This is a genomic window from Streptococcus sp. SC1, assembly GCF_030272855.1.
Classification (GTDB): domain Bacteria; phylum Bacillota; class Bacilli; order Lactobacillales; family Streptococcaceae; genus Streptococcus.
On the sequence record NZ_JAQCMU010000002.1, the window covers coordinates 149,687 to 167,596 of the forward strand.

The 17,910-nt window shown below is 41.7% G+C and carries 18 protein-coding genes; 8 read left to right on the top strand and 10 right to left on the bottom strand.

Annotated features, from left to right (window positions below):
- Positions 1-65 precede the first annotated feature (65 nt).
- The 5 genes from PAN94_RS03525 to PAN94_RS03545 form a co-directional block, all read right to left on the bottom strand.
- Positions 66-1,142: an aspartate-semialdehyde dehydrogenase gene (locus PAN94_RS03525; protein WP_285874628.1), complete on the bottom strand. Its 1,077-nt coding sequence runs from the start codon at positions 1,140-1,142 to the stop codon at positions 66-68.
- 436 nt (positions 1,143-1,578) lie between these two features.
- Complete coding sequence (locus PAN94_RS03530; protein ID WP_285874629.1) at positions 1,579-2,232, bottom strand: DNA alkylation repair protein; 654 nt, start codon at positions 2,230-2,232, stop codon at positions 1,579-1,581.
- A 3-nt stretch (positions 2,233-2,235) separates the two neighbouring features.
- Positions 2,236-2,844, bottom strand: a complete 609-nt coding sequence (locus tag PAN94_RS03535) for a DUF5052 family protein (RefSeq protein ID WP_285874630.1) — start codon at positions 2,842-2,844, stop codon at positions 2,236-2,238.
- On the bottom strand, positions 2,844-3,386 hold the full coding sequence (locus PAN94_RS03540) for a hypothetical protein (RefSeq protein ID WP_285874631.1): 543 nt from the start codon (positions 3,384-3,386) through the stop codon (positions 2,844-2,846). The genes PAN94_RS03535 and PAN94_RS03540 overlap by 1 nt, the downstream gene beginning before the upstream one ends.
- 134 nt (positions 3,387-3,520) lie before the next feature.
- The gene (locus PAN94_RS03545; RefSeq protein ID WP_285874633.1) at positions 3,521-5,191 is read right to left on the bottom strand and encodes a formate--tetrahydrofolate ligase; all 1,671 of its coding nucleotides are present in this window, start codon (positions 5,189-5,191) and stop codon (positions 3,521-3,523) included.
- Between the two features lie 207 nt (positions 5,192-5,398).
- Between PAN94_RS03545 and PAN94_RS03550 the strand changes: the two genes are divergently transcribed.
- The 5 genes from PAN94_RS03550 to PAN94_RS03570 all read left to right on the top strand — a co-directional run bounded on the left by PAN94_RS03550 (position 5,399) and on the right by PAN94_RS03570 (position 9,572).
- Positions 5,399-6,091: a phosphopantothenate--cysteine ligase gene (locus tag PAN94_RS03550; RefSeq protein WP_285874634.1), complete on the top strand. Its 693-nt coding sequence runs from the start codon at positions 5,399-5,401 to the stop codon at positions 6,089-6,091.
- Positions 6,088-6,639 carry a phosphopantothenoylcysteine decarboxylase gene (coaC, locus tag PAN94_RS03555; RefSeq protein ID WP_148886505.1) on the top strand — a complete coding sequence of 184 codons (552 nt, stop codon included), beginning with the start codon at positions 6,088-6,090 and terminating at the stop codon, positions 6,637-6,639. Before PAN94_RS03550 ends, coaC begins: the two co-directional genes overlap by 4 nt.
- Positions 6,623-7,186, top strand: coding sequence for an ECF transporter S component (locus PAN94_RS03560; RefSeq protein ID WP_125446530.1), 564 nt, complete (start codon positions 6,623-6,625; stop codon positions 7,184-7,186). The genes coaC and PAN94_RS03560 overlap by 17 nt, the downstream gene beginning before the upstream one ends.
- A gap of 195 nt (positions 7,187-7,381) precedes the next feature.
- Positions 7,382-9,100 carry a phospho-sugar mutase gene (locus PAN94_RS03565; protein WP_285874639.1) on the top strand — a complete coding sequence of 573 codons (1,719 nt, stop codon included), beginning with the start codon at positions 7,382-7,384 and terminating at the stop codon, positions 9,098-9,100.
- 124 nt (positions 9,101-9,224) lie between these two features.
- Positions 9,225-9,572 (top strand): DUF6568 family protein, encoded by a 348-nt coding sequence (locus PAN94_RS03570; protein WP_285874641.1) that lies wholly within the window; start codon positions 9,225-9,227, stop codon positions 9,570-9,572.
- 785 nt (positions 9,573-10,357) lie between these two features.
- Here PAN94_RS03570 and mutY read toward each other — a convergent pair.
- The 5 genes from mutY to yjbM form a co-directional block, all read right to left on the bottom strand.
- Positions 10,358-11,521: an A/G-specific adenine glycosylase gene (gene mutY / locus PAN94_RS03575; protein WP_285874642.1), complete on the bottom strand. Its 1,164-nt coding sequence runs from the start codon at positions 11,519-11,521 to the stop codon at positions 10,358-10,360.
- Positions 11,522-11,736: 215 nt separating this feature from the next.
- Positions 11,737-12,711, bottom strand: a complete 975-nt coding sequence (gene pta / locus PAN94_RS03580; RefSeq protein ID WP_285874643.1) for a phosphate acetyltransferase — start codon at positions 12,709-12,711, stop codon at positions 11,737-11,739.
- A gap of 19 nt (positions 12,712-12,730) precedes the next feature.
- The gene (locus tag PAN94_RS03585) at positions 12,731-13,624 is read right to left on the bottom strand and encodes an RluA family pseudouridine synthase (RefSeq protein ID WP_285874644.1); all 894 of its coding nucleotides are present in this window, start codon (positions 13,622-13,624) and stop codon (positions 12,731-12,733) included.
- Complete coding sequence (locus PAN94_RS03590; protein WP_285874646.1) at positions 13,621-14,439, bottom strand: NAD kinase; 819 nt, start codon at positions 14,437-14,439, stop codon at positions 13,621-13,623. The genes PAN94_RS03585 and PAN94_RS03590 overlap by 4 nt, the downstream gene beginning before the upstream one ends.
- Positions 14,423-15,094, bottom strand: coding sequence for a GTP diphosphokinase (gene yjbM, locus PAN94_RS03595; RefSeq protein ID WP_285874647.1), 672 nt, complete (start codon positions 15,092-15,094; stop codon positions 14,423-14,425). Before yjbM ends, PAN94_RS03590 begins: the two co-directional genes overlap by 17 nt.
- A 95-nt stretch (positions 15,095-15,189) precedes the next feature.
- Between yjbM and PAN94_RS03600 the strand changes: the two genes are divergently transcribed.
- From PAN94_RS03600 to PAN94_RS03610, 3 genes are all read left to right on the top strand, one after another.
- Entirely contained in the window at positions 15,190-15,750 is a 561-nt protein-coding gene (locus tag PAN94_RS03600) for a CYTH domain-containing protein (protein ID WP_285874648.1), read from the top strand.
- Between the two features lie 78 nt (positions 15,751-15,828).
- Entirely contained in the window at positions 15,829-16,785 is a 957-nt protein-coding gene (locus PAN94_RS03605; RefSeq protein ID WP_081105361.1) for a ribose-phosphate diphosphokinase, read from the top strand.
- Positions 16,786-16,796: 11 nt separating this feature from the next.
- Complete coding sequence (locus tag PAN94_RS03610) at positions 16,797-17,909, top strand: cysteine desulfurase family protein (protein WP_285874650.1); 1,113 nt, start codon at positions 16,797-16,799, stop codon at positions 17,907-17,909.
- Position 17,910 lies beyond the last annotated feature (1 nt).

Consider the following 17,910-nt stretch of genomic DNA (forward strand, 5'->3'; position numbering starts at 1 on the left):
TTGTATGAAAAGAGGATTGAATGACAGATATTCAATCCTCGACCTGTCACGTATTTTCAGACAGTTTATTTTAATTCAAAAACAACTTCTTCCGTCGGACGGACCAAACCACGCTCATGAAGAGTTTCAGCAATTTGGACAGAATTCCAAGCAGCACCTTTGAGAAGGTTGTCTGAAACGACCCACATATGGATTCCTTTTTCTGCATCCAAGTCTTTACGAATACGACCTACAAAAGTATCGCGTGAACCAACTGCGTTAATTGCTTGAGGATAGATTTGATGAGCTACGTCATCTTCAAGAACAGCACCTGGGAAAGCTGCAATGGCTGCCTTGACTTCTTCAATTGGAGCCACTTCTTTCGTTTCGATGTAAACAGACTCAGAGTGAGCTGACAAGACGGGAATACGCACACATGTTGCAGATACTGCAATGCTGTCATCTTCCATGATTTTCTTAGTTTCCTTAGTCATCTTCATCTCTTCGTATGTGTAATCATTGTCAGTGAAGACATCGATTTGTGGAAGAGCGTTAAAAGCGATAGGATAATGCTTCTTGTCGCCACCTGAAGGCAAGATTTCCGCATGCAAATCACGTGGATTCACACCATCATTCAACACTTCACGCAGCTCACGTTGCGTTTCAAGAATGGCTCCCATACCAGCACCTGAAACAGCTTGATAAGTTGAGACGATGATACGCTCCAAGCCCCATTGCTGACGGACTGGCTCCAAAGCCACCATCATTTGGATTGTTGAACAGTTAGGGCAGGCGATAATCCCTTTATGCTGATCTAGTGCATGAGCGTTTACTTCTGGAACAACCAGAGGCACATCAGGATTTTGGCGGAAATATGAGGTATTGTCCACTACTACTGCACCAGATTTGACTGCATACGGAGCATATTTTGCTGAAGTAGAGCCACCAGCTGAGAAAAGAGCGATGTCCACACCTTCAAAGGCAGTTTCTGTTGTTTCTTCGATAGTAACATCTTGTCCCTTGAACTGAAGAACCTTACCAGCTGAACGAGCAGAAGCCAAATAACGAATCTTATCAATTGGAAGCGTTGATTCTTCCAGCATTTTAATCATTTGAGCGCCAACAGCACCAGTGGCACCAACTACAGCAACTGTATATCCCATACAATCCACCTCTGAATTTTCTAAAAATTTTGTATATTCTAGTATTATACTATTTTTAAGGAAAAATGCAAATATTTCTAAAATATTTCTAAAGGATTATGTCCTTATTTTGTTACAATACTCAGCCGCTCACTATGCTGATCCTCTTAATATCAATCTCTCTAAGATCAGCTTCGGCCAGCGGTCTTGCCTCTCTAAGACTCAACTTCGTCCTACGGTCTCGTTTCGTCAAGAGCAATAGAAAATCCCCAATCCGTAGACTGGGGATAAGGGCACTTTCGTGTGATCAGCAGGTTCACACAACTGATCAAGGTCCGCTCCTGCGTTTATAACCTCCCATGCTTCAATTTGCAAAAAATCTGCATATCGACTCATCGCACTTATCTATCATAAGCTATAGCGTAGAAAATGTCAAGCCATAAAGATTGGTCAACCATCACAGATACTTACTCCCCTCTCGAATACTAAGTGCAGCCATTTCTGCCTGATGCCGTTCTATGAAATCCTTGACCCAGTTTGGATTGGTTTTGGAATAATCTCTCAGCGCCCAGCCGATGGCCTTGTTAATAAAGAATTCTGTTTGGCCTAGATTATTCACTAAAATTTTCTCCAACAGCTCCGTGTCTGTTTCTTCTTTTCGCAATAGCTGATGATCAATGGCTAATCGCCGCAACCAAAAATCTTTATCGCAACTCCAGGATAAAATAATCTCTTTGGTTTCTGGAAATCGGGCAATGATAGATCCGACCAAGCGGTCCAAAAAGTCAATGGTATCCCACCAAGACTTAGTTTGAGCTAGTTTCTTCAAACGTGGCAAGTCAGATGGTGTCAATAGTTTCTTGCGAATCTCCAGATAATCTAGCGCAGTGTACTGCAGTTCTCGATAGGGATAATTCCAAGCTTCATTTATGAAATTCCAGTCAATGACTAAGTCAGTCTGCTGTTTGAAAAAAGTCTTTGTGAGCTTCCGTCTAGCTGGAGTCTTGACTCCTAGAAACTCAAATTTATTTTTCATATAGGCTTTCATAGCAACTGCATCATCCGGTTTAGCTACTGCTTTCAGATTTTCAAGTAATTCCTCTACATCCATAGCTTACTCCAGCAATTCACGGTCGTAAATAGTGTAGTCGCAGCGGTAAATCACGAGACGCTTGCCATCAATCAGCAACTCAGAAGTTTTGGGAGCATCAGATTTATCGAGAGAGACTCGGTCCCCAGCATAAGCTGCCAGTGGAGTGCCATTTTGCGAGCGAATCAGAATGACCTTCTTCTTGCCAGTAAATTCGTTTTTGAAGGCTGAAATCATGCGATTTAGAACAGGGACTGCATGGCTATTCTCCTCAACATCTGCAGTCTTTTGATATTGAGCAAACACATCTTTCAAGCCTTTTTCTTCTGCAATCAAGGAAGAACCCACATGATCAATCTCATACTTACCCAAGGTTATTTTGAGCACAGATGAGTCTTCTTTGGAATTCCCTTCCGCATCAACTGAGTCAAACTCCTCGTTACGCGAGATGGATAGGGACTTGCCCGACATTTGGTCGATGAGTTGAGAATTCTCATCATAGGTGCGAACCGTCATCTCCAACCCCAACCATTCCTCCTTGGCATTTTTAAACCAATTTTCAACGGCCTGACAACCGCTCAAAGTCAAAAGGGCAATGCTTAGAAGAGTTATTAATAAATGTTTCTTTTTCATTATTTATGCTCCATATTTTTTTCGTATAAGGAAATTTCTTTTGCAATTTGTGATTTGGCTGCTTTTCCCGTCAATAATAACTTGAGAGGCCTCATCACTTGCAGTCCTAGGCCTCCCATTGCATAGTAAGACAGGCGATAGTAAAAATAATTTACAAATTCAATGATGGCAAACAACCAAAGTAAAACTCCAATAATGATATTACTGCTACTACTCACTCTAAAAGACCAGATCCAAATCGGTATATATGCAAGCAGCATCATAAAATCCAGCGCTTTTAGCCCTTTATAAAGAGGTGCAAGCAGTTGAGTATCCAAGGCCTTCTTCTTTTGGATTCGTCTTAAACAGTTATGCCAATAGAGGGAACCTTGAACCAATATCAGATTAAGAATTAACAGTGGAAAATAAAGGACGGCGCTGGATGTAGCAAATCGAGTCTCTGGTTTCGTATACAGAACATACACGATACAGAACGACACGACACTTATCGATTCCCCCGAGGCCAAATAAATTAATTCCTGTTTGAGACTTCTTTTTTTCAATGTTCATCCTCCTATGAGCAAAAACTAGGTGATGGGAATATGGCTTTATTATATCAAAATATCTGGAATTTAAGTCTAAAAAAAGAGAGGCCCAGCGCTATTTAGCCCAACCTCTTCTTATATCTTAAATTCAATTAGAACAAACCAATCGCTGTACCGTCAGCCGCAACATCCATATTGAGTGCCGCAGGACGTTTTGGCAATCCTGGCATGGTCATGACATCTCCTGTCAAAGCCACGATAAAGCCTGCCCCAAGTTTTGGTACCAATTCACGAATAGTAATTTCAAAGTTTTCTGGCGCGCCCAGAGCAGCAGGATTGTCTGAGAAGCTATACTGTGTTTTAGCCATACAGATTGGCAGCTTGTCCCAGCCGTTTTTGACAATTTCGCGAATCTGAGTCTGTGCTTTTTTCTCAAAGTTCACTTTTGAACCACGATAGATTTCTCTGACAATCTTCTCGATCTTCTCTTCGATAGTTGAGTCATTGTCATAAAGACGAGTGTATTTTGCTGGATTTTCGTCAATGGTTTTGACAACAGCCTCAGCAAGAGCTACACCGCCTTCAGCCCCATCAGCCCAGACACTAGCAAGCTCAACTGGAACCCCGATTTCTGCACAGAGTTCCTTAAGAGTAGCAATTTCAGCTTCCGTATCAGTGACAAATTCATTGATAGCTACTACTGCTGGAATACCGAACTTACGGATATTTTCAACGTGACGTTTGAGATTGGCAAAGCCAGCACGTACCGCCTCAACATTTTCTTCTGTAAGTGCATCCTTGGCCACACCACCATTCATCTTGAGGGCACGCAAGGTTGCCACAATCACGACTGCATCTGGAGAAGTTGGCAAGTTTGGAGTTTTAATATCCAAGAATTTCTCAGCACCTAGATCCGCACCGAAGCCGGCTTCAGTCACTGTATAATCAGCCAAGCGTAGCGCTGTGCTAGTCGCCAAGACCGAGTTACAGCCATGGGCGATATTGGCAAACGGTCCGCCATGAACAAAGGCTGGTGTTCCGTAAATAGTCTGTACTAGATTTGGCTTAATCGCATCTTTCAATACCAAAGCCAAGGCACCTTCTACCTCAAGGTCACGAACATAGACTGGCGTGCGGTCATAGCGATAGCCGATAACGATGTTAGCCAAGCGATTTTTCAAATCTTCAATATCCGTTGCCAAGCAAAGAATCGCCATGACTTCAGAAGCAACCGTGATATCAAAACCATCTTCGCGCGGAATACCGTTGAGAGGGCTGCCTAAGCCGACAGTCACATGGCGTAGTGCTCGGTCATTCAGGTCAACCACCCGCTTCCAGATAATGCGACGTTGGTCGATACCCAGCTCATTTCCCTGATGCAAATGATTATCGATGAGAGCAGACAGAGCATTATTAGCAGTCGTAATGGCGTGCATGTCACCAGTGAAATGCAGGTTAATGTCTTCCATCGGTAAAACTTGCGCGTGACCACCACCTGCTGCGCCTCCTTTGATTCCCATCACTGGCCCTAGGGACGGTTCGCGGATAGCAATCATTGTTTTCTTGCCAATCTTATTAAGCGCGTCAGCCAGTCCAATGGTAATGGTAGACTTACCTTCTCCAGCTGGAGTCGGATTGATTGCCGTCACTAAAATCAGCTTGCCGACAGGATTTTCTGCTACTTCACGAATCTTGTCAAAACTGAGTTTGGCCTTGTACTTTCCGTACAGCTCCAAGTCATCGTAGTCAATACCAACCTTTTTTACTACATCCACAATAGGCTGTAGGGCAACGCTCTGAGCAATTTCGATATCTGTTTTCATTAGGAACTCCTCTAATTTGATAAAACTATTATAACAAATATGATATAAAACTGCACATTTAAACTCCAATAACAACACAACGTTCGGTAATTACTCTATATTCTTTTAGAGGATATAGAGTTTTTCATAGAAAAAATAAGTTTAGCTGAATAAAACATTAAGTTTATTTTATTTTACTAAATTCGTTTTTTCTTGTAGAATAAAGCTATGAATATATTGATTACCTCTGGCGGAACGAGTGAAAAAATCGACCAAGTCCGCTCTATCACTAATCATTCGACGGGTCAACTTGGGAAAATGATAGCCGAGCATTGCTTGGCCGAGGGTGCTTCGGTGACTCTGCTGACAACGGCTAAAGCTGTCAAACCTGACCCGCATGACAACCTAACGATTAAGATCATTGAAGATACGGAACAGCTCCTGACAGCCACGGAAGGACTGGTGCCTGCTCATGACGTACTCATTCATTCGATGGCTGTTTCTGACTATAAACCAGTTTATATGGCAGGATTTGAGGAGGTTCTTGCCAGTTCAGATTTGGTAAAATTTTTGGAAAAAAGTAATTCTGAAAGTAAGATTTCGTCTGCTGATGACTATCAGGTACTGTTCCTCAAGAAAAATCCTAAAATCATCAGCAAGGTCAAGGAATGGAACCCCAATATTCGATTGATTGGCTTTAAGCTCTTAGTTGGCGTTTCTAAAGAAGAGTTACTGGCTACTGCTAGAGCTAGCCTTGAAAAAAATCAAGCTGAATTAATTGTAGCCAACGATTTGACTGAAATTACTAGTGGGCAACACCACGCCTACCTCCTTGGTGCAAACACTGTCACAGAAGCTTTCTCCAAAGAAGAAATTGCTGAACAATTGTTAAGCCATATCCAGAAAGGAGACAGTTCATGACCCATATTACTCTCGCTGTCACGGGCAGTATTTCGGCCTATAAAGCAGCAGATATTACGAGCCAGCTGGGTAAGCTAGGCTACAGTGTGTCTGTTCTCATGACGGAAGCTGCCAGTCACTTTATCACCCCGCTGACCTTACAGGTTTTATCAAAGAATCCTGTTTCCCTTGACCTTATGGACGAGCCGAGGCCAGACAAGGTCAACCATATTGAGATCGGCAAAGAAACAAATCTTTTCTTAGTCGCTCCCGCAACGGCTAATACCATCGCCAAACTGGCTAATGGTCTAGCGGATAATATGGTAACCGCTACAGCCCTTGCTCTCCCGTCTCATGTCAAAAAAGCCATCGCACCAGCCATGAATACCAAGATGCATGAAAATCCCCTAACTCAGCACAATTTGGAAAGATTAAAAAAATTTGGCTGGGAGATTATCGAACCGCGTGAAGCTGTTCTAGCTTGCGGAGATCATGGGACTGGCGCTCTAGCTGATGTCAATATTATTATAGAAAAAGTAAAGGAAATTATAAATGAGAAAACAATCTAGTATCGCGCAAATTGCTATCTTTTTTGCTATTATGTTAGTGCTCCATCTGCTGAGCTCTGTTATTTTCAACCTACTACCGGTTCCGATTAAACCGACCATTATCCATATTCCAGTCATTATCGCTAGTATTATCTACGGACCGCGAATTGGAGCTGTTCTTGGAGCCCTGATGGGGGTAATCAGTGTGGTGACCAACACCGTTGTCCTGCTGCCAACTAGCTACCTCTTCAGTCCTTTTGTAGAAAACGGCAGCATCAATTCATTGATGATCGCTATGGTTCCACGTATTTTAATCGGAATCACTCCGTATTTTGTCTACAAATGGATGAAAACTAAGCCAGGTTTAGTTTTAGCTGGTGCTGTGGGCTCAATGACTAACACCATCTTCGTTCTCGGAGGAATTTTCATTCTATTTTCATCTGTTTACAATGGAGACATCAAAGCTATGCTTGCATTGATTTTTTCAGCTAATGCAATCTCAGAAATGATTATTTCTGCTATCCTTACAGTTGCAATCGTTCCAGCACTTGAAAAACTTAAAAAATAATCACCTAGCGTGATTATTTTTTTTGATCCAAGCATGCTCATTTTTTCAAAGTATTTCACTATTTTTTAGGTCAGTACTTTCAAAAAATATGAAAATATGTTACAATGAAAGCGATTGAACAAACAAGAAAATCTTGTGCCCTTTCTTAAAACCACACAGTGATTTTCTATCTTAAATATAAAGGAGACTCCATCTATGACCTATCAAGAAAACTTCAAAAAATGGCTTGACTTCGCTGAACTTCCTGACTATCTTCGGAAAGAGTTAGAAGGTATGGACGAAAAAACTAAGGAAGATGCCTTTTATACAAACCTTGAGTTTGGTACTGCTGGTATGCGTGGCTTGATCGGCGCTGGTACCAACCGTATCAATATTTATGTTGTCCGTCAGGCAACCGAAGGTTTGGCTCGCTTGATTGAAGAAAAAGGTGATGAGTTCAAAAAACGCGGTGTTGCGATTGCTTACGACTCTCGTCATTTTTCACCAGAATTTGCCTTTGAATCTGCTGCAGTCTTGGCTAAACATGGCATCAAGTCTTATGTATTTGAAAGCCTACGCCCAACACCAGAACTTTCATTTGCAGTGCGCCATTTGGGAACTTTTGCTGGTATCATGATTACAGCCAGCCACAACCCTGCTCCATTTAACGGCTACAAGGTATATGGTGAAGACGGCGGACAAATGCCTCCGCATGATGCAGATGCATTGACTGATTACATCCGTGCGATTGAAAATCCTTTTGCGATTGAGGTAGCTGATGTTGAAGCTGAAAAAGCTTCCGGCTTGATTGAAGTGATTGGCGATGCTATTGATGCTGAATACCTCAAGGAAGTTAAAGATGTCAATATCAACCAAAAACTGATTGACGAATACGGCAAGGACATGAAAATTGTCTACACACCACTTCATGGTACTGGGGAAATGTTGGCCCGTCGCGCTCTTGCCCAAGCAGGATTTGACTCTGTTCAAGTTGTTGAAGCGCAAGCAACTCCAGACCCTGACTTTTCAACTGTTAAATCTCCAAACCCTGAAAGCCAAGCAGCCTTTGCCTTAGCTGAGGAATTAGGCCGTAAAGTTGGTGCAGATGTCTTGGTCGCAACTGACCCAGATGCTGACCGTGTCGGTGTAGAAGTTCTGCAAAAAGATGGAAGCTACCTCAACCTTTCAGGCAACCAAATCGGAGCTATCATGGCTAAGTACATCTTGGAAGCTCATAAGAGTGCTGGAACTCTGCCAGCTAACGCAGCTCTCTGCAAATCTATCGTTTCTACTGACTTGGTAACTAAGATTGCTGAAAGCTACGGTGCAACCATGTTCAACGTCTTGACTGGTTTCAAATTTATCGCTGAAAAGATTCAAGAATTCGAAGAAAAGCACAATCACACTTATATGATGGGATTTGAAGAGAGCTTCGGTTACTTGATTAAACCATTCGTACGTGATAAAGACGCTATCCAAGCTGTTTTGGTTGTAGCTGAGCTTGCGGCTTACTATCGTTCACGCGGTTTGACTCTTGCTGACGGTATCGAAGAAATCTATAAAGAGTACGGTTACTTTGCTGAAAAGACTATCTCTGTCACTCTGTCAGGTGTTGATGGAGCTGAGCAAATCAAGGCTATCATGGCTAAGTTCCGTAATAATGCTCCAAAAGAATGGAACGCAACAGCTATCACTGTTGTAGAAGACTTTAAGACTCAAACTGCTACTGCTGCAGATGGTACTGTTACAAACTTGACAACTCCTCCAAGCGATGTGCTGAAATACACCTTGGCTGATGGTTCATGGATTGCTGTCCGCCCATCCGGAACAGAGCCAAAAATCAAATTCTACATTGCCGTTGTCGGTGATAGCAATGAGGATGCTCAAGCAAAAATTGCTGCTATTGAAGCAGAGATTAATGCCTTTATCAAGTAAAATAACACTATCAACCAATCAACCAGAGAATGAAATTCACATTCTCTGGTTTTTCGTTTCCAAATCAAGCATTTTTCTGCTTTTTATGGCATACTAGTTTTATCAAAAGAAATGAGGATTATTTATGGAACAATTTGCTCAAAATATTAAAGACTTAGAAGTTACAACTGTTGACCGTGCTCGTCAAGCAATTGCTGACAAAGAGACAGCAACTTTCTTCGTAGGTCGCAAAACTTGCCCTTACTGCCGTAAATTCGCTGCTACTCTTGCTGGCGTTGTCGCTGATACTAAGGCGCATATTTTCTTCATCAACAGCGAAGAAGGCAGCGAATTAGAGAAACTGCAAGCCTTCCGCTCTGAATACAGCATTCCGACGGTTCCTGGTTTTGTTCATGTTCAAGACGGCCAAGTCTCTGTTCGTTGTGATTCTTCTATGACTGCAGATGAAATTAAAGCTTTTGCTGGGATTTAAGCACAAGTCTCCTTCTAAAGTGTTGTTTATTTATCTCGCGGCTACGGAGCGAGACCGACTGAAAACCCCATAACAAAAGAGACAAACAATATTGTTTGTCTTTTATTTTTCTTTTAAAGTATATATCGGAAAGCCGCGTTCTACTATTTTATCATCTAGTTTAAAATAATTTTTAAACCAATGTTTATATTTTTTAAATAAAGATTCAATAGAGATATACAGGATGATTAGTGAAAAAATAAATAGAAAAGCGTGCCAATCTTGAAATTCCGATGAACTCTCAATGAAAATACCCCAGTATACACATGAGAAGAGCAAAAGAACTCCTAAAATTAAATTTACATATAATATATAGCTTACGAAGAAAAGAAATTGATGTTTCTTTGATCTTTTACTGTAATAGATTTTATAGTTTTCGGTGTGTCTTTCGAAGACAGGCAAGTGAAAGGAATAGCGTCCGCTCCCGAACTCAACTAACTCAGGTAAGGCATGATAGCCACACCAATGGAAGCATTTATAGATGAACTCGCGAGTCAAAAAATAAATATTTAAGCCTATAAAAATTGGAATAATGACGAAGTCAGGTTTCACCGTTGGAGAAAATACCCACTGAAAATAAAGAAGGCAATGTAAGAAATTCAAAGCGCCTAATATAAAATAAATGAGACCAGCAAGTTTGCTACGACGTCCAATAAAAGTTTTATCTGGAGGACTAGAGGTAGGGGACATATTTTAGTGATTTCCTATTCTTCGTAAATTTAATTGAGTACAACAGACTATTGACTTTAGTTTCCATCTTTTACGTTCCTAAAAGCCTCCCACATTTTCTGCTGGGGCTTGGCAAAAGGGTATTTCTCAAATTCCTCTGGATGTAGCCACAAGACCTCTCCGTCAGCTTCGTGCTGGCTATCTTTAACTCGGCCATAAGCCAGCTGGATATGCCACTTGCGATGACTGAAAACATGCTGCACTTTTGGAAAGGACTGCTGCTGCCAATCGACAGTCAAATCATAATCCTGCTCAAAGCTTTCTTGAGGAGACAGATCCAGACTGGGCTGATTTTCAGCCACTTCAAATAGAGAGATCTGATTTTCGGTTTGAAATTCCTCGACTTCAATCAAGGGGAAATGCCAAAAACCTGATAACAAGCCAGCAGCCTCATTCTTTTCAAGCAAGAACTGTCCTTGCCCGTTTTCGATAATCAAGCCTTGCAGATAGACTGGAACTGGCTTCTTTTTCGGTGCTTTAATTGGATATTTATCCATAGTTCCGTTCAAATAAGCAGCACTGAACTCCTTTACTGGACTGTCTTCTGGATGAGGATTGACAGGAGCTTCGATATCTGACCCCAGATCCATCAGGGCCTGATTGAAATCTCCAGGTCTGTCTGGATCAATCAGAATCTCCATCATGGCTTGAAAGACCTTACGATTGCTAGGTTGGCCAATATCTAAATCAACCTCAAACAAGCGACTCAGCACCCGCATGACATTTCCATCCACCGCGGGTTCAGGAAGGGCAAAGGCAATACTAGCAATGGCACCAGCCGTATAAGGCCCAATTCCTTTGAGGCTAGCAATTTCTTCGTAGCTATCGGGAAATTTTGCATCAAAATCCGTCATTATCTGCTGGGCCGCTTTTTGCATATTTCGAACCCGCGAATAATAGCCCAACCCTTCCCAAGCCTTGAGCAGTCTATCCTCTGGTGCCTTAGCTAAGTCCGCTACTGTCGGAAACCATTCAAGAAAACGCTTATAGTAAGGAATAACCGTATCCACACGTGTTTGCTGCAACATAATCTCAGAAACCCAGATGTGATAAGGATTGTTTGTTCGGCGCCAAGGCAAATCACGTTTATGTTCATCATACCAAGTCAATAATTTCTTGCGGAAAGAGGCGATCTTTTCCTCTTCCCACATTTCAATTCCAAAATTTTTTAAATCTAACATTTTTCTTATACTTAAGTAGACTAAAAAGAGAGTGGGACAGAAATCGGTAATTCGTTAGAATTCGATTTCGTCGTCCCACCTCCGCACAGTTGAGTAGGGCTGTAAAAGCTGATGAAATCAGCCTAGTAGAGCCCACTCAACCACTGTGTCTTGCTCGATAATCCAAAGACAATCGAGAGGCTAGGACTTTTGTCCCAGACTCTTTTTTAGTTATTTTATTGGTCAACGCTTTGTGCAGCTGTAATCAGTGTTAAGTTATAAACATCATCTGAATTACATCCGCGAGAAAGGTCGTTTACTGGCTTATTCAGTCCTTGAAGAACTGGACCGACTGCTGAGAATCCACCTAAACGCTCTGCCATTTTATAACCGATATTCCCTGCTTCAATGCTTGGGAAGACAAAGACAGTCGCTTTACCTGCAACCTTGCTTCCTGGAGCTTTCAGGGCTGCTGTGCTAGGTACAAAGGCAGCGTCAAATTGCAATTCCCCGTCAACTTCTAGGTCTGGGCGCAATTCATGAACCAACTTAGTCGCGTGAACTACTTTATCAACGCTTTCTCCAAAACCAGATCCTTTAGTTGAATAGCTAAGCATGGCAATCTTCGGATCAATACCAAACATTTTGGCTGTCACAGCTGAGTTAATCGCGATTTCTGCCAAAGCTTCTGAGTCAGGATTGATGTTAATGGCACAGTCACTGAAAAGATAACGTTCTGAACCACGCACCATGAGGAAGGCACCTGAAGTTCTTGTTACATTTGGACGCGTTTTAATGATTTGCAAGGCTGGACGCACTGTAGCAGCTGTAGAGTGGATAGAGCCAGAAACCATACCATCTACGATACCGAGGTAGACCAGCATAACTCCAAAATAGTTAACGTCTGTTCTTAAAAGCTCGAGAGCTTCTTCTTCACTGATTTTGCCCTTACGACGTTCCACAAGAGCAGCTACCATTTCTTCCATTCTGTCATGGTTTTTAGGATCTATGACTTCATATCCGTCCATAATGTTTTCGATTTCCAGGTAAATACGGATTTTATCTGGATTTCCCAAAAGAACTGGTGTAACTTCTGATTCTTTTACTATGCGTTTCACCGCTTGAAGAATACGCGGTTCTTGCCCTTCTGGCAATACAATACGAACATTTTTTCCAACAACTGTGTCTCTTAGACTTTCAAAAACTTCCATGAGTTTCTCCTTTAAAATTTTAATTATTTTTTGTTAACGATGTAATAGTATTTTGGAAATCAATCGGCAACTGGGATTCCAATTGAAGCTGCTTTTCCAAAAATGGATTATAAAAAGATAAAGAGTGACAATGCAAGGCCTGACGGTTAATTCTCGCTTCTAAAGTCCCGCCATAGAGATCATCTCCGAGGAGAGGAAATCCAAGATGGGCGAAGTGCACACGAATCTGATGAGTCCTCCCAGTATGCAGACGAATATCTACCAGATAGATATCGCCAAACTGCTCTACAACCTTGTAGCTAGTATGGGCATACTTACCATCTTTTGTCACACATCTGGTAATAATGCTGTCAGGATCGCGCCCGATTGGCGCAATTATATCTCCCTCCGGTTTAAGCTCACCGCTCCCCTGAACGAGTGCGTAATAGCGCTTTTCAATCATTTTTTTCTGCAGTTGCTTATCCAGTCTTGCATGAGCATAGCCATGTTTTGCAAAGAGCATGAGTCCACTAGTATCGCGATCCAATCTCGTCACAATGTGAACCTGCTGATTTTCATAATCTTGCCGAATATAGTAAGCCTTGACAAAGTTTGCCATCGTATTCGAATGGTTGACACTAGGAATACTAGCTACTCCGGCAGGTTTATCTAAAACTAGAAAGTGCTCATCTTCATACACGATCGATAAATCACGATCCACAGCTTCTAGGCTTTCAAAGCCTTTCTCAGAAGGGATATCTACTGTCACCTTATCGCCAATATCCAGCAAGTAAATAGCGTTTTGAGGCTGATTATTGACAAGAATATTCCCCCCTGCAAACTTCACTTTGTCCAAAAGGGCTTTTGAAATTTCATGCTTTTTCAAAAAAGTTTTGACTTTGACATGCTCATCCGTAATAAATTCAAATCTCATTCTTGGCACTCCTCGATAAAGGAGTCTCTCACGCGATTCCAAAAGCTGGTATGGCTAGGCGAAGCTACAAAGTTAATCTTATGATTATCGATTTGGTACTCAATACGGACAATATTTTTATAAGAAAATGTTTGATTATCAACCGCTATGGTATAGTAGTCATTACGAGTCGGTAGGAGCTCAATCTTATCTTTTTTAGGAACAATAACTGAGGAACCTAAAGTACGATACACACGATTGTTGAGGCTAGCAATCTCTGTCACTTGCAAGGCTTCAATCGTTGGATGCAGAACAGCTCCTCCCAATGATTTATTGTAAGCTGTGCTTCCAGTAGGCGTTGAGACAGAAATCCCATCGCCTCTAAAACGCTCAAAATGAACATTATTGATGACTACATCAACAACCATGGTTCTGTCGGAGCGTTTAATCGTTGCTTCATTGAGCGCACGAATCGTCCGAGTTTCCCCATTTTCAAAGGTTAGCTTGACATTTAAAATCGGATAAGAGACCTTGGCACCTGTGTCCAATTTCAGATTTTCCACTAATTTATCGATTTCAAAGTCTCGGTAATCTGTATAAAAACCCAAATGTCCGGTATGGACACCGACAAAGCGCACCTTATCCAGCTGATCTTCATACTTGTGGAAGGCTGATAGCAGCATCCCATCACCACCAACAGAAATCACGATATCTGGATTTTTGGGTGTCAGGATAAAGCCTGCTTTCCGCAATTTTTGCATCAGAGTTTGAAATACTTCCTCACTCTGCCTTTTGCGATTGCGGATAATCGCAATTTTTTTACCTGTATTCTTCATCTGTATCGTCACTATTTCCAACACCGTCATTTAGCTTACGGTGCAGAGGATCAAAGAGCGCCTGTGCTTCTTGGATGGCATCACGAATGGCTCCCATCTCTTCGTCTAGTTGGTAGGCCAGATTGGCCGTTATCTCCAAGCGTTTCTTGATCTCCTCTGGAAATTCTCCTTTATACTTATAGTTTAAAGAGTGCTCAATCGTTGCCCAAAAGTTCATGGACAAGGTACGAATCTGAATTTCTGCTAAGATAACTTTATTTCCGTTAATCGTATCTACCGGATATTCAACGATGGCATGGTAGCTACGATATCCACTGGCTTTTTTGTTTTTGATGTAATCACGCTCTTGGACGATATGCATGTCTGTCCGATTTCGCAAAACTTCTAAAACTTCATCCACATCGTCTACAAATTGAACCATGACACGCAAACCAGCAATATCCTGCATCTCTTGGGCTAAGTTTTCCTCAGTTATCCCGCGAAGTTCCATTTTTTCCTTGATGCTTTCAATATGTTTTACGCGACCGGTTACAAACTCGATCGGTGAATGGCGTTGCTGTTTGCGATACTGTTTGCGAATGCCACGAAGCTTTATTTTCAACTCACCAACCGCCTGAATATATGGATCCAGAAAATCTTCCCAATCTATTGTCATATACATACCTTGTCATCTATTCGTTTTTTGTATAAAATAAACACAGTTGTTATTATAACATAAAATCGCTTTCAGATAAAGAAAAGGATTTAAAAATGAACCATTTAGAAATTGAATACAAAACAATACTAACAGAAGACGAACATAAACGACTTCTGACCTTCTTTGATCATGTCCAGCCAATTTTCCAAGTCAACTATTATATTGATTCGGCTGACTTTGCTCTTCGTGAAGCTCGTATGGCTCTGCGAGTCCGAACCACTCCTGACGCTGCTGAGTTTACTCTAAAAATTCCTCAAAAACCTGGAAATTTCGAGTATAACCAAGCCTTGTCCAAAGATGAATTTAAGGAAATTACAAAAAATTTGCAATTTCCTCAGGGAGAAATCCTAGACAAACTCCAAGAAAAAGGGATCCCAGTTGACAATCTAACAATACTCGGAACCCTTGAAAATATTCGATACGAAAAACAAGATGCACTCGGACTTTTTGCCTTGGACGAAAGCCGTTACTTTGGCAAAAAAGATTTCGAACTAGAATTAGAGATCAATGATATTGAAGAGGGTGAACAAAAGTTCAAAGACTTTTTAAACGAAAATCAAATCCAATACAAGCCTGGTAAAAGTAAGATCGCTAGATTTGCCGAAAACTTGTAAAAATGCTGAAATAATCTCATTTTTTTGGTAAAATAATATTTATAAATCTAAAGAGACAAAAAGAGGATGGTCATTCTAATGTCAGACAAAAAAAATATGAAGCTTTTCTCCCTCAATTCCAATCACTCAATTGCTGAGAAGATTGCTGAAGCTGCCGGAGTACCTTTAGGCAAGCTTTCTTCCCGCCAATTTTCTGATGGCGAGATTCAGATTAACATTGAGGAGAGTGTTCGTGGCTATGATATCTATATCATCCAGTCTACCAGCTTCCCAGTCAATAATCACTTGATGGAGTTATTGATTATGGTTGATGCTTGTAAACGAGCAAGTGCCAATACCGTAACTGTGGTTATGCCCTATTTTGGTTATGCCCGCCAAGATCGGACGGCCGCTCCTCGCGAGCCAATCACTGCAAAACTCGTGGCCAACATGCTCGTTGGAGCTGGCGTAGATAGAGTCATCTCACTTGACCTTCACGCTGTCCAAGTACAAGGATTCTTTGATATTCCTGTTGACAATCTCTTCACCATTCCATTGTTTGCCGAACATTATTGCAATATGGGATTAACTGGCGAGGATGTTGTCGTCGTTAGCCCGAAAAATTCTGGCGTGAAACGCGCTCGTAGCTTGGCAGAATATCTCGATGCTCCAATCGCCATCATCGACTACGGTGAAGATGAAGCAGGCCGCTCTGAAGGCTATATCATCGGTGAGGTTGAAGGCAAAAAAGCAATTTTGATTGACGATATCTTAAATACCGGTCGTACCTTCTCAGAAGCTGCTAAAATCGTTGAACGTGAAGGAGCTGTCGAAATCTATGCTGTCTCAAGTCATGGTTTATTTGCAGATGAAGCTGCAGACTTACTAGACAGTGTTCCTATCCGAGAAATCTTGGTGACTGACTCTGTTGATACAAAAGAAAAGACTCCGAAGAATGTTCACTACATCACAGCCAGCGAGTTGATTGGCGATGCTATCGTGCGTATTCAAGAAAGAAAACCAGTCAGCCCACTTTTTGCTTTTCAAAAGAAATAAGGGATAAATTTGTGATTTATTTAGATAATGCTGCTACGACTGCCTTATCGCCTGCCGCGATTGAGTCCATGACTCAGGCAATGACAGTCTTCGGCAATCCATCCAGTACCCACAGCCACGGTCGAGAAGCTAAAAAACTGCTCCGACAAGCTCGCGAAGATATTGCTAGAGTTCTACACACACAGAGCAAAAATATCCTCTTCACTTCAGGTGCTACTGAAAGCAATAACACTGCTATTAAGGGCTATGCCCTGCGCCATCAGAATCAAGGCAAGCATATTATCACTACGGCCATTGAACACCATGCTGTTTTAGAGCCTGTTGAATACTTGGTGGAGCATTTTGGCTTTGAAGCGACTATTATTCAGCCAGTGGATGGGCAAATCCGAACGGAAGATATCAAGAATGCTCTCAGACCAGATACTATCCTTGTCTCAGTAATGGCTGTCAACAATGAAACAGGCTATATTTTGCCGATTCAAGAAATTGGTAAATTGCTAAAAGAGCATCCTGCTGCCTTCCACGTTGATGCGGTCCAAGCCGTCGGCAAGCTCCCCATCTATCCTGAAGAATGGGGAATCAATTTCCTGAGTGCATCAGCTCATAAATTCCATGGTCCAAAAGGGGTGGGATTTCTCTACGCTGACCAGATGGATTTTGATAATTTCATGCATGGCGGCGATCAAGAAAACAAGCATCGAGCGGGTACAGAAAACCTCGTTTCCATTGTCGGAATGGCAACTGCCCTTTCTGAAAATGTTGCCCATTTAGAGGAAAATCTTGAGCATGCCCAGCAGTTAAAAGATACTTTACTGGACAACCTAACGGATATAGACTACTACCTAAACGAAAGTCAGCCTAGCCTGCCTTATGTTGTCAATATTGGATTTCCAAACCAAAAGAATGATCTTATCTTGCTTCAAATGGACCTTAATGGCTTTTCAATCTCGACTGGCTCTGCTTGTACAGCTGGTGCTGTTCAGCCCAGCCATGTCCTTCAAGCCTTATATGGCTCTAACTCTGAGCGCTTAAAAGAATCCATTCGTATCAGTGTATCAGACCAAACTAGCATCCAAGAAATCAAACTATTCAGCCAAAAACTAAAAGAAATACTAGGAGGATAAG

Coding starts and splice junctions, on each gene's coding strand:
- PAN94_RS03525 (WP_285874628.1), bottom strand. CDS start 1,142: ATGGGATATACAGTTGCTGTAGTTGGTGCCACTGGTGCTGTTGGCGCT.
- PAN94_RS03530 (WP_285874629.1), bottom strand. CDS start 2,232: ATGGATGTAGAGGAATTACTTGAAAATCTGAAAGCAGTAGCTAAACCG.
- PAN94_RS03535 (WP_285874630.1), bottom strand. CDS start 2,844: ATGAAAAAGAAACATTTATTAATAACTCTTCTAAGCATTGCCCTTTTG.
- PAN94_RS03545 (WP_285874633.1), bottom strand. CDS start 5,191: ATGAAAACAGATATCGAAATTGCTCAGAGCGTTGCCCTACAGCCTATT.
- PAN94_RS03550 (WP_285874634.1), top strand. CDS start 5,399: ATGAATATATTGATTACCTCTGGCGGAACGAGTGAAAAAATCGACCAA.
- coaC (WP_148886505.1), top strand. CDS start 6,088: ATGACCCATATTACTCTCGCTGTCACGGGCAGTATTTCGGCCTATAAA.
- PAN94_RS03560 (WP_125446530.1), top strand. CDS start 6,623: ATGAGAAAACAATCTAGTATCGCGCAAATTGCTATCTTTTTTGCTATT.
- PAN94_RS03565 (WP_285874639.1), top strand. CDS start 7,382: ATGACCTATCAAGAAAACTTCAAAAAATGGCTTGACTTCGCTGAACTT.
- PAN94_RS03570 (WP_285874641.1), top strand. CDS start 9,225: ATGGAACAATTTGCTCAAAATATTAAAGACTTAGAAGTTACAACTGTT.
- mutY (WP_285874642.1), bottom strand. CDS start 11,521: ATGTTAGATTTAAAAAATTTTGGAATTGAAATGTGGGAAGAGGAAAAG.
- pta (WP_285874643.1), bottom strand. CDS start 12,711: ATGGAAGTTTTTGAAAGTCTAAGAGACACAGTTGTTGGAAAAAATGTT.
- PAN94_RS03585 (WP_285874644.1), bottom strand. CDS start 13,624: ATGAGATTTGAATTTATTACGGATGAGCATGTCAAAGTCAAAACTTTT.
- PAN94_RS03590 (WP_285874646.1), bottom strand. CDS start 14,439: ATGAAGAATACAGGTAAAAAAATTGCGATTATCCGCAATCGCAAAAGG.
- yjbM (WP_285874647.1), bottom strand. CDS start 15,094: ATGACAATAGATTGGGAAGATTTTCTGGATCCATATATTCAGGCGGTT.
- PAN94_RS03600 (WP_285874648.1), top strand. CDS start 15,190: ATGAACCATTTAGAAATTGAATACAAAACAATACTAACAGAAGACGAA.
- PAN94_RS03605 (WP_081105361.1), top strand. CDS start 15,829: ATGTCAGACAAAAAAAATATGAAGCTTTTCTCCCTCAATTCCAATCAC.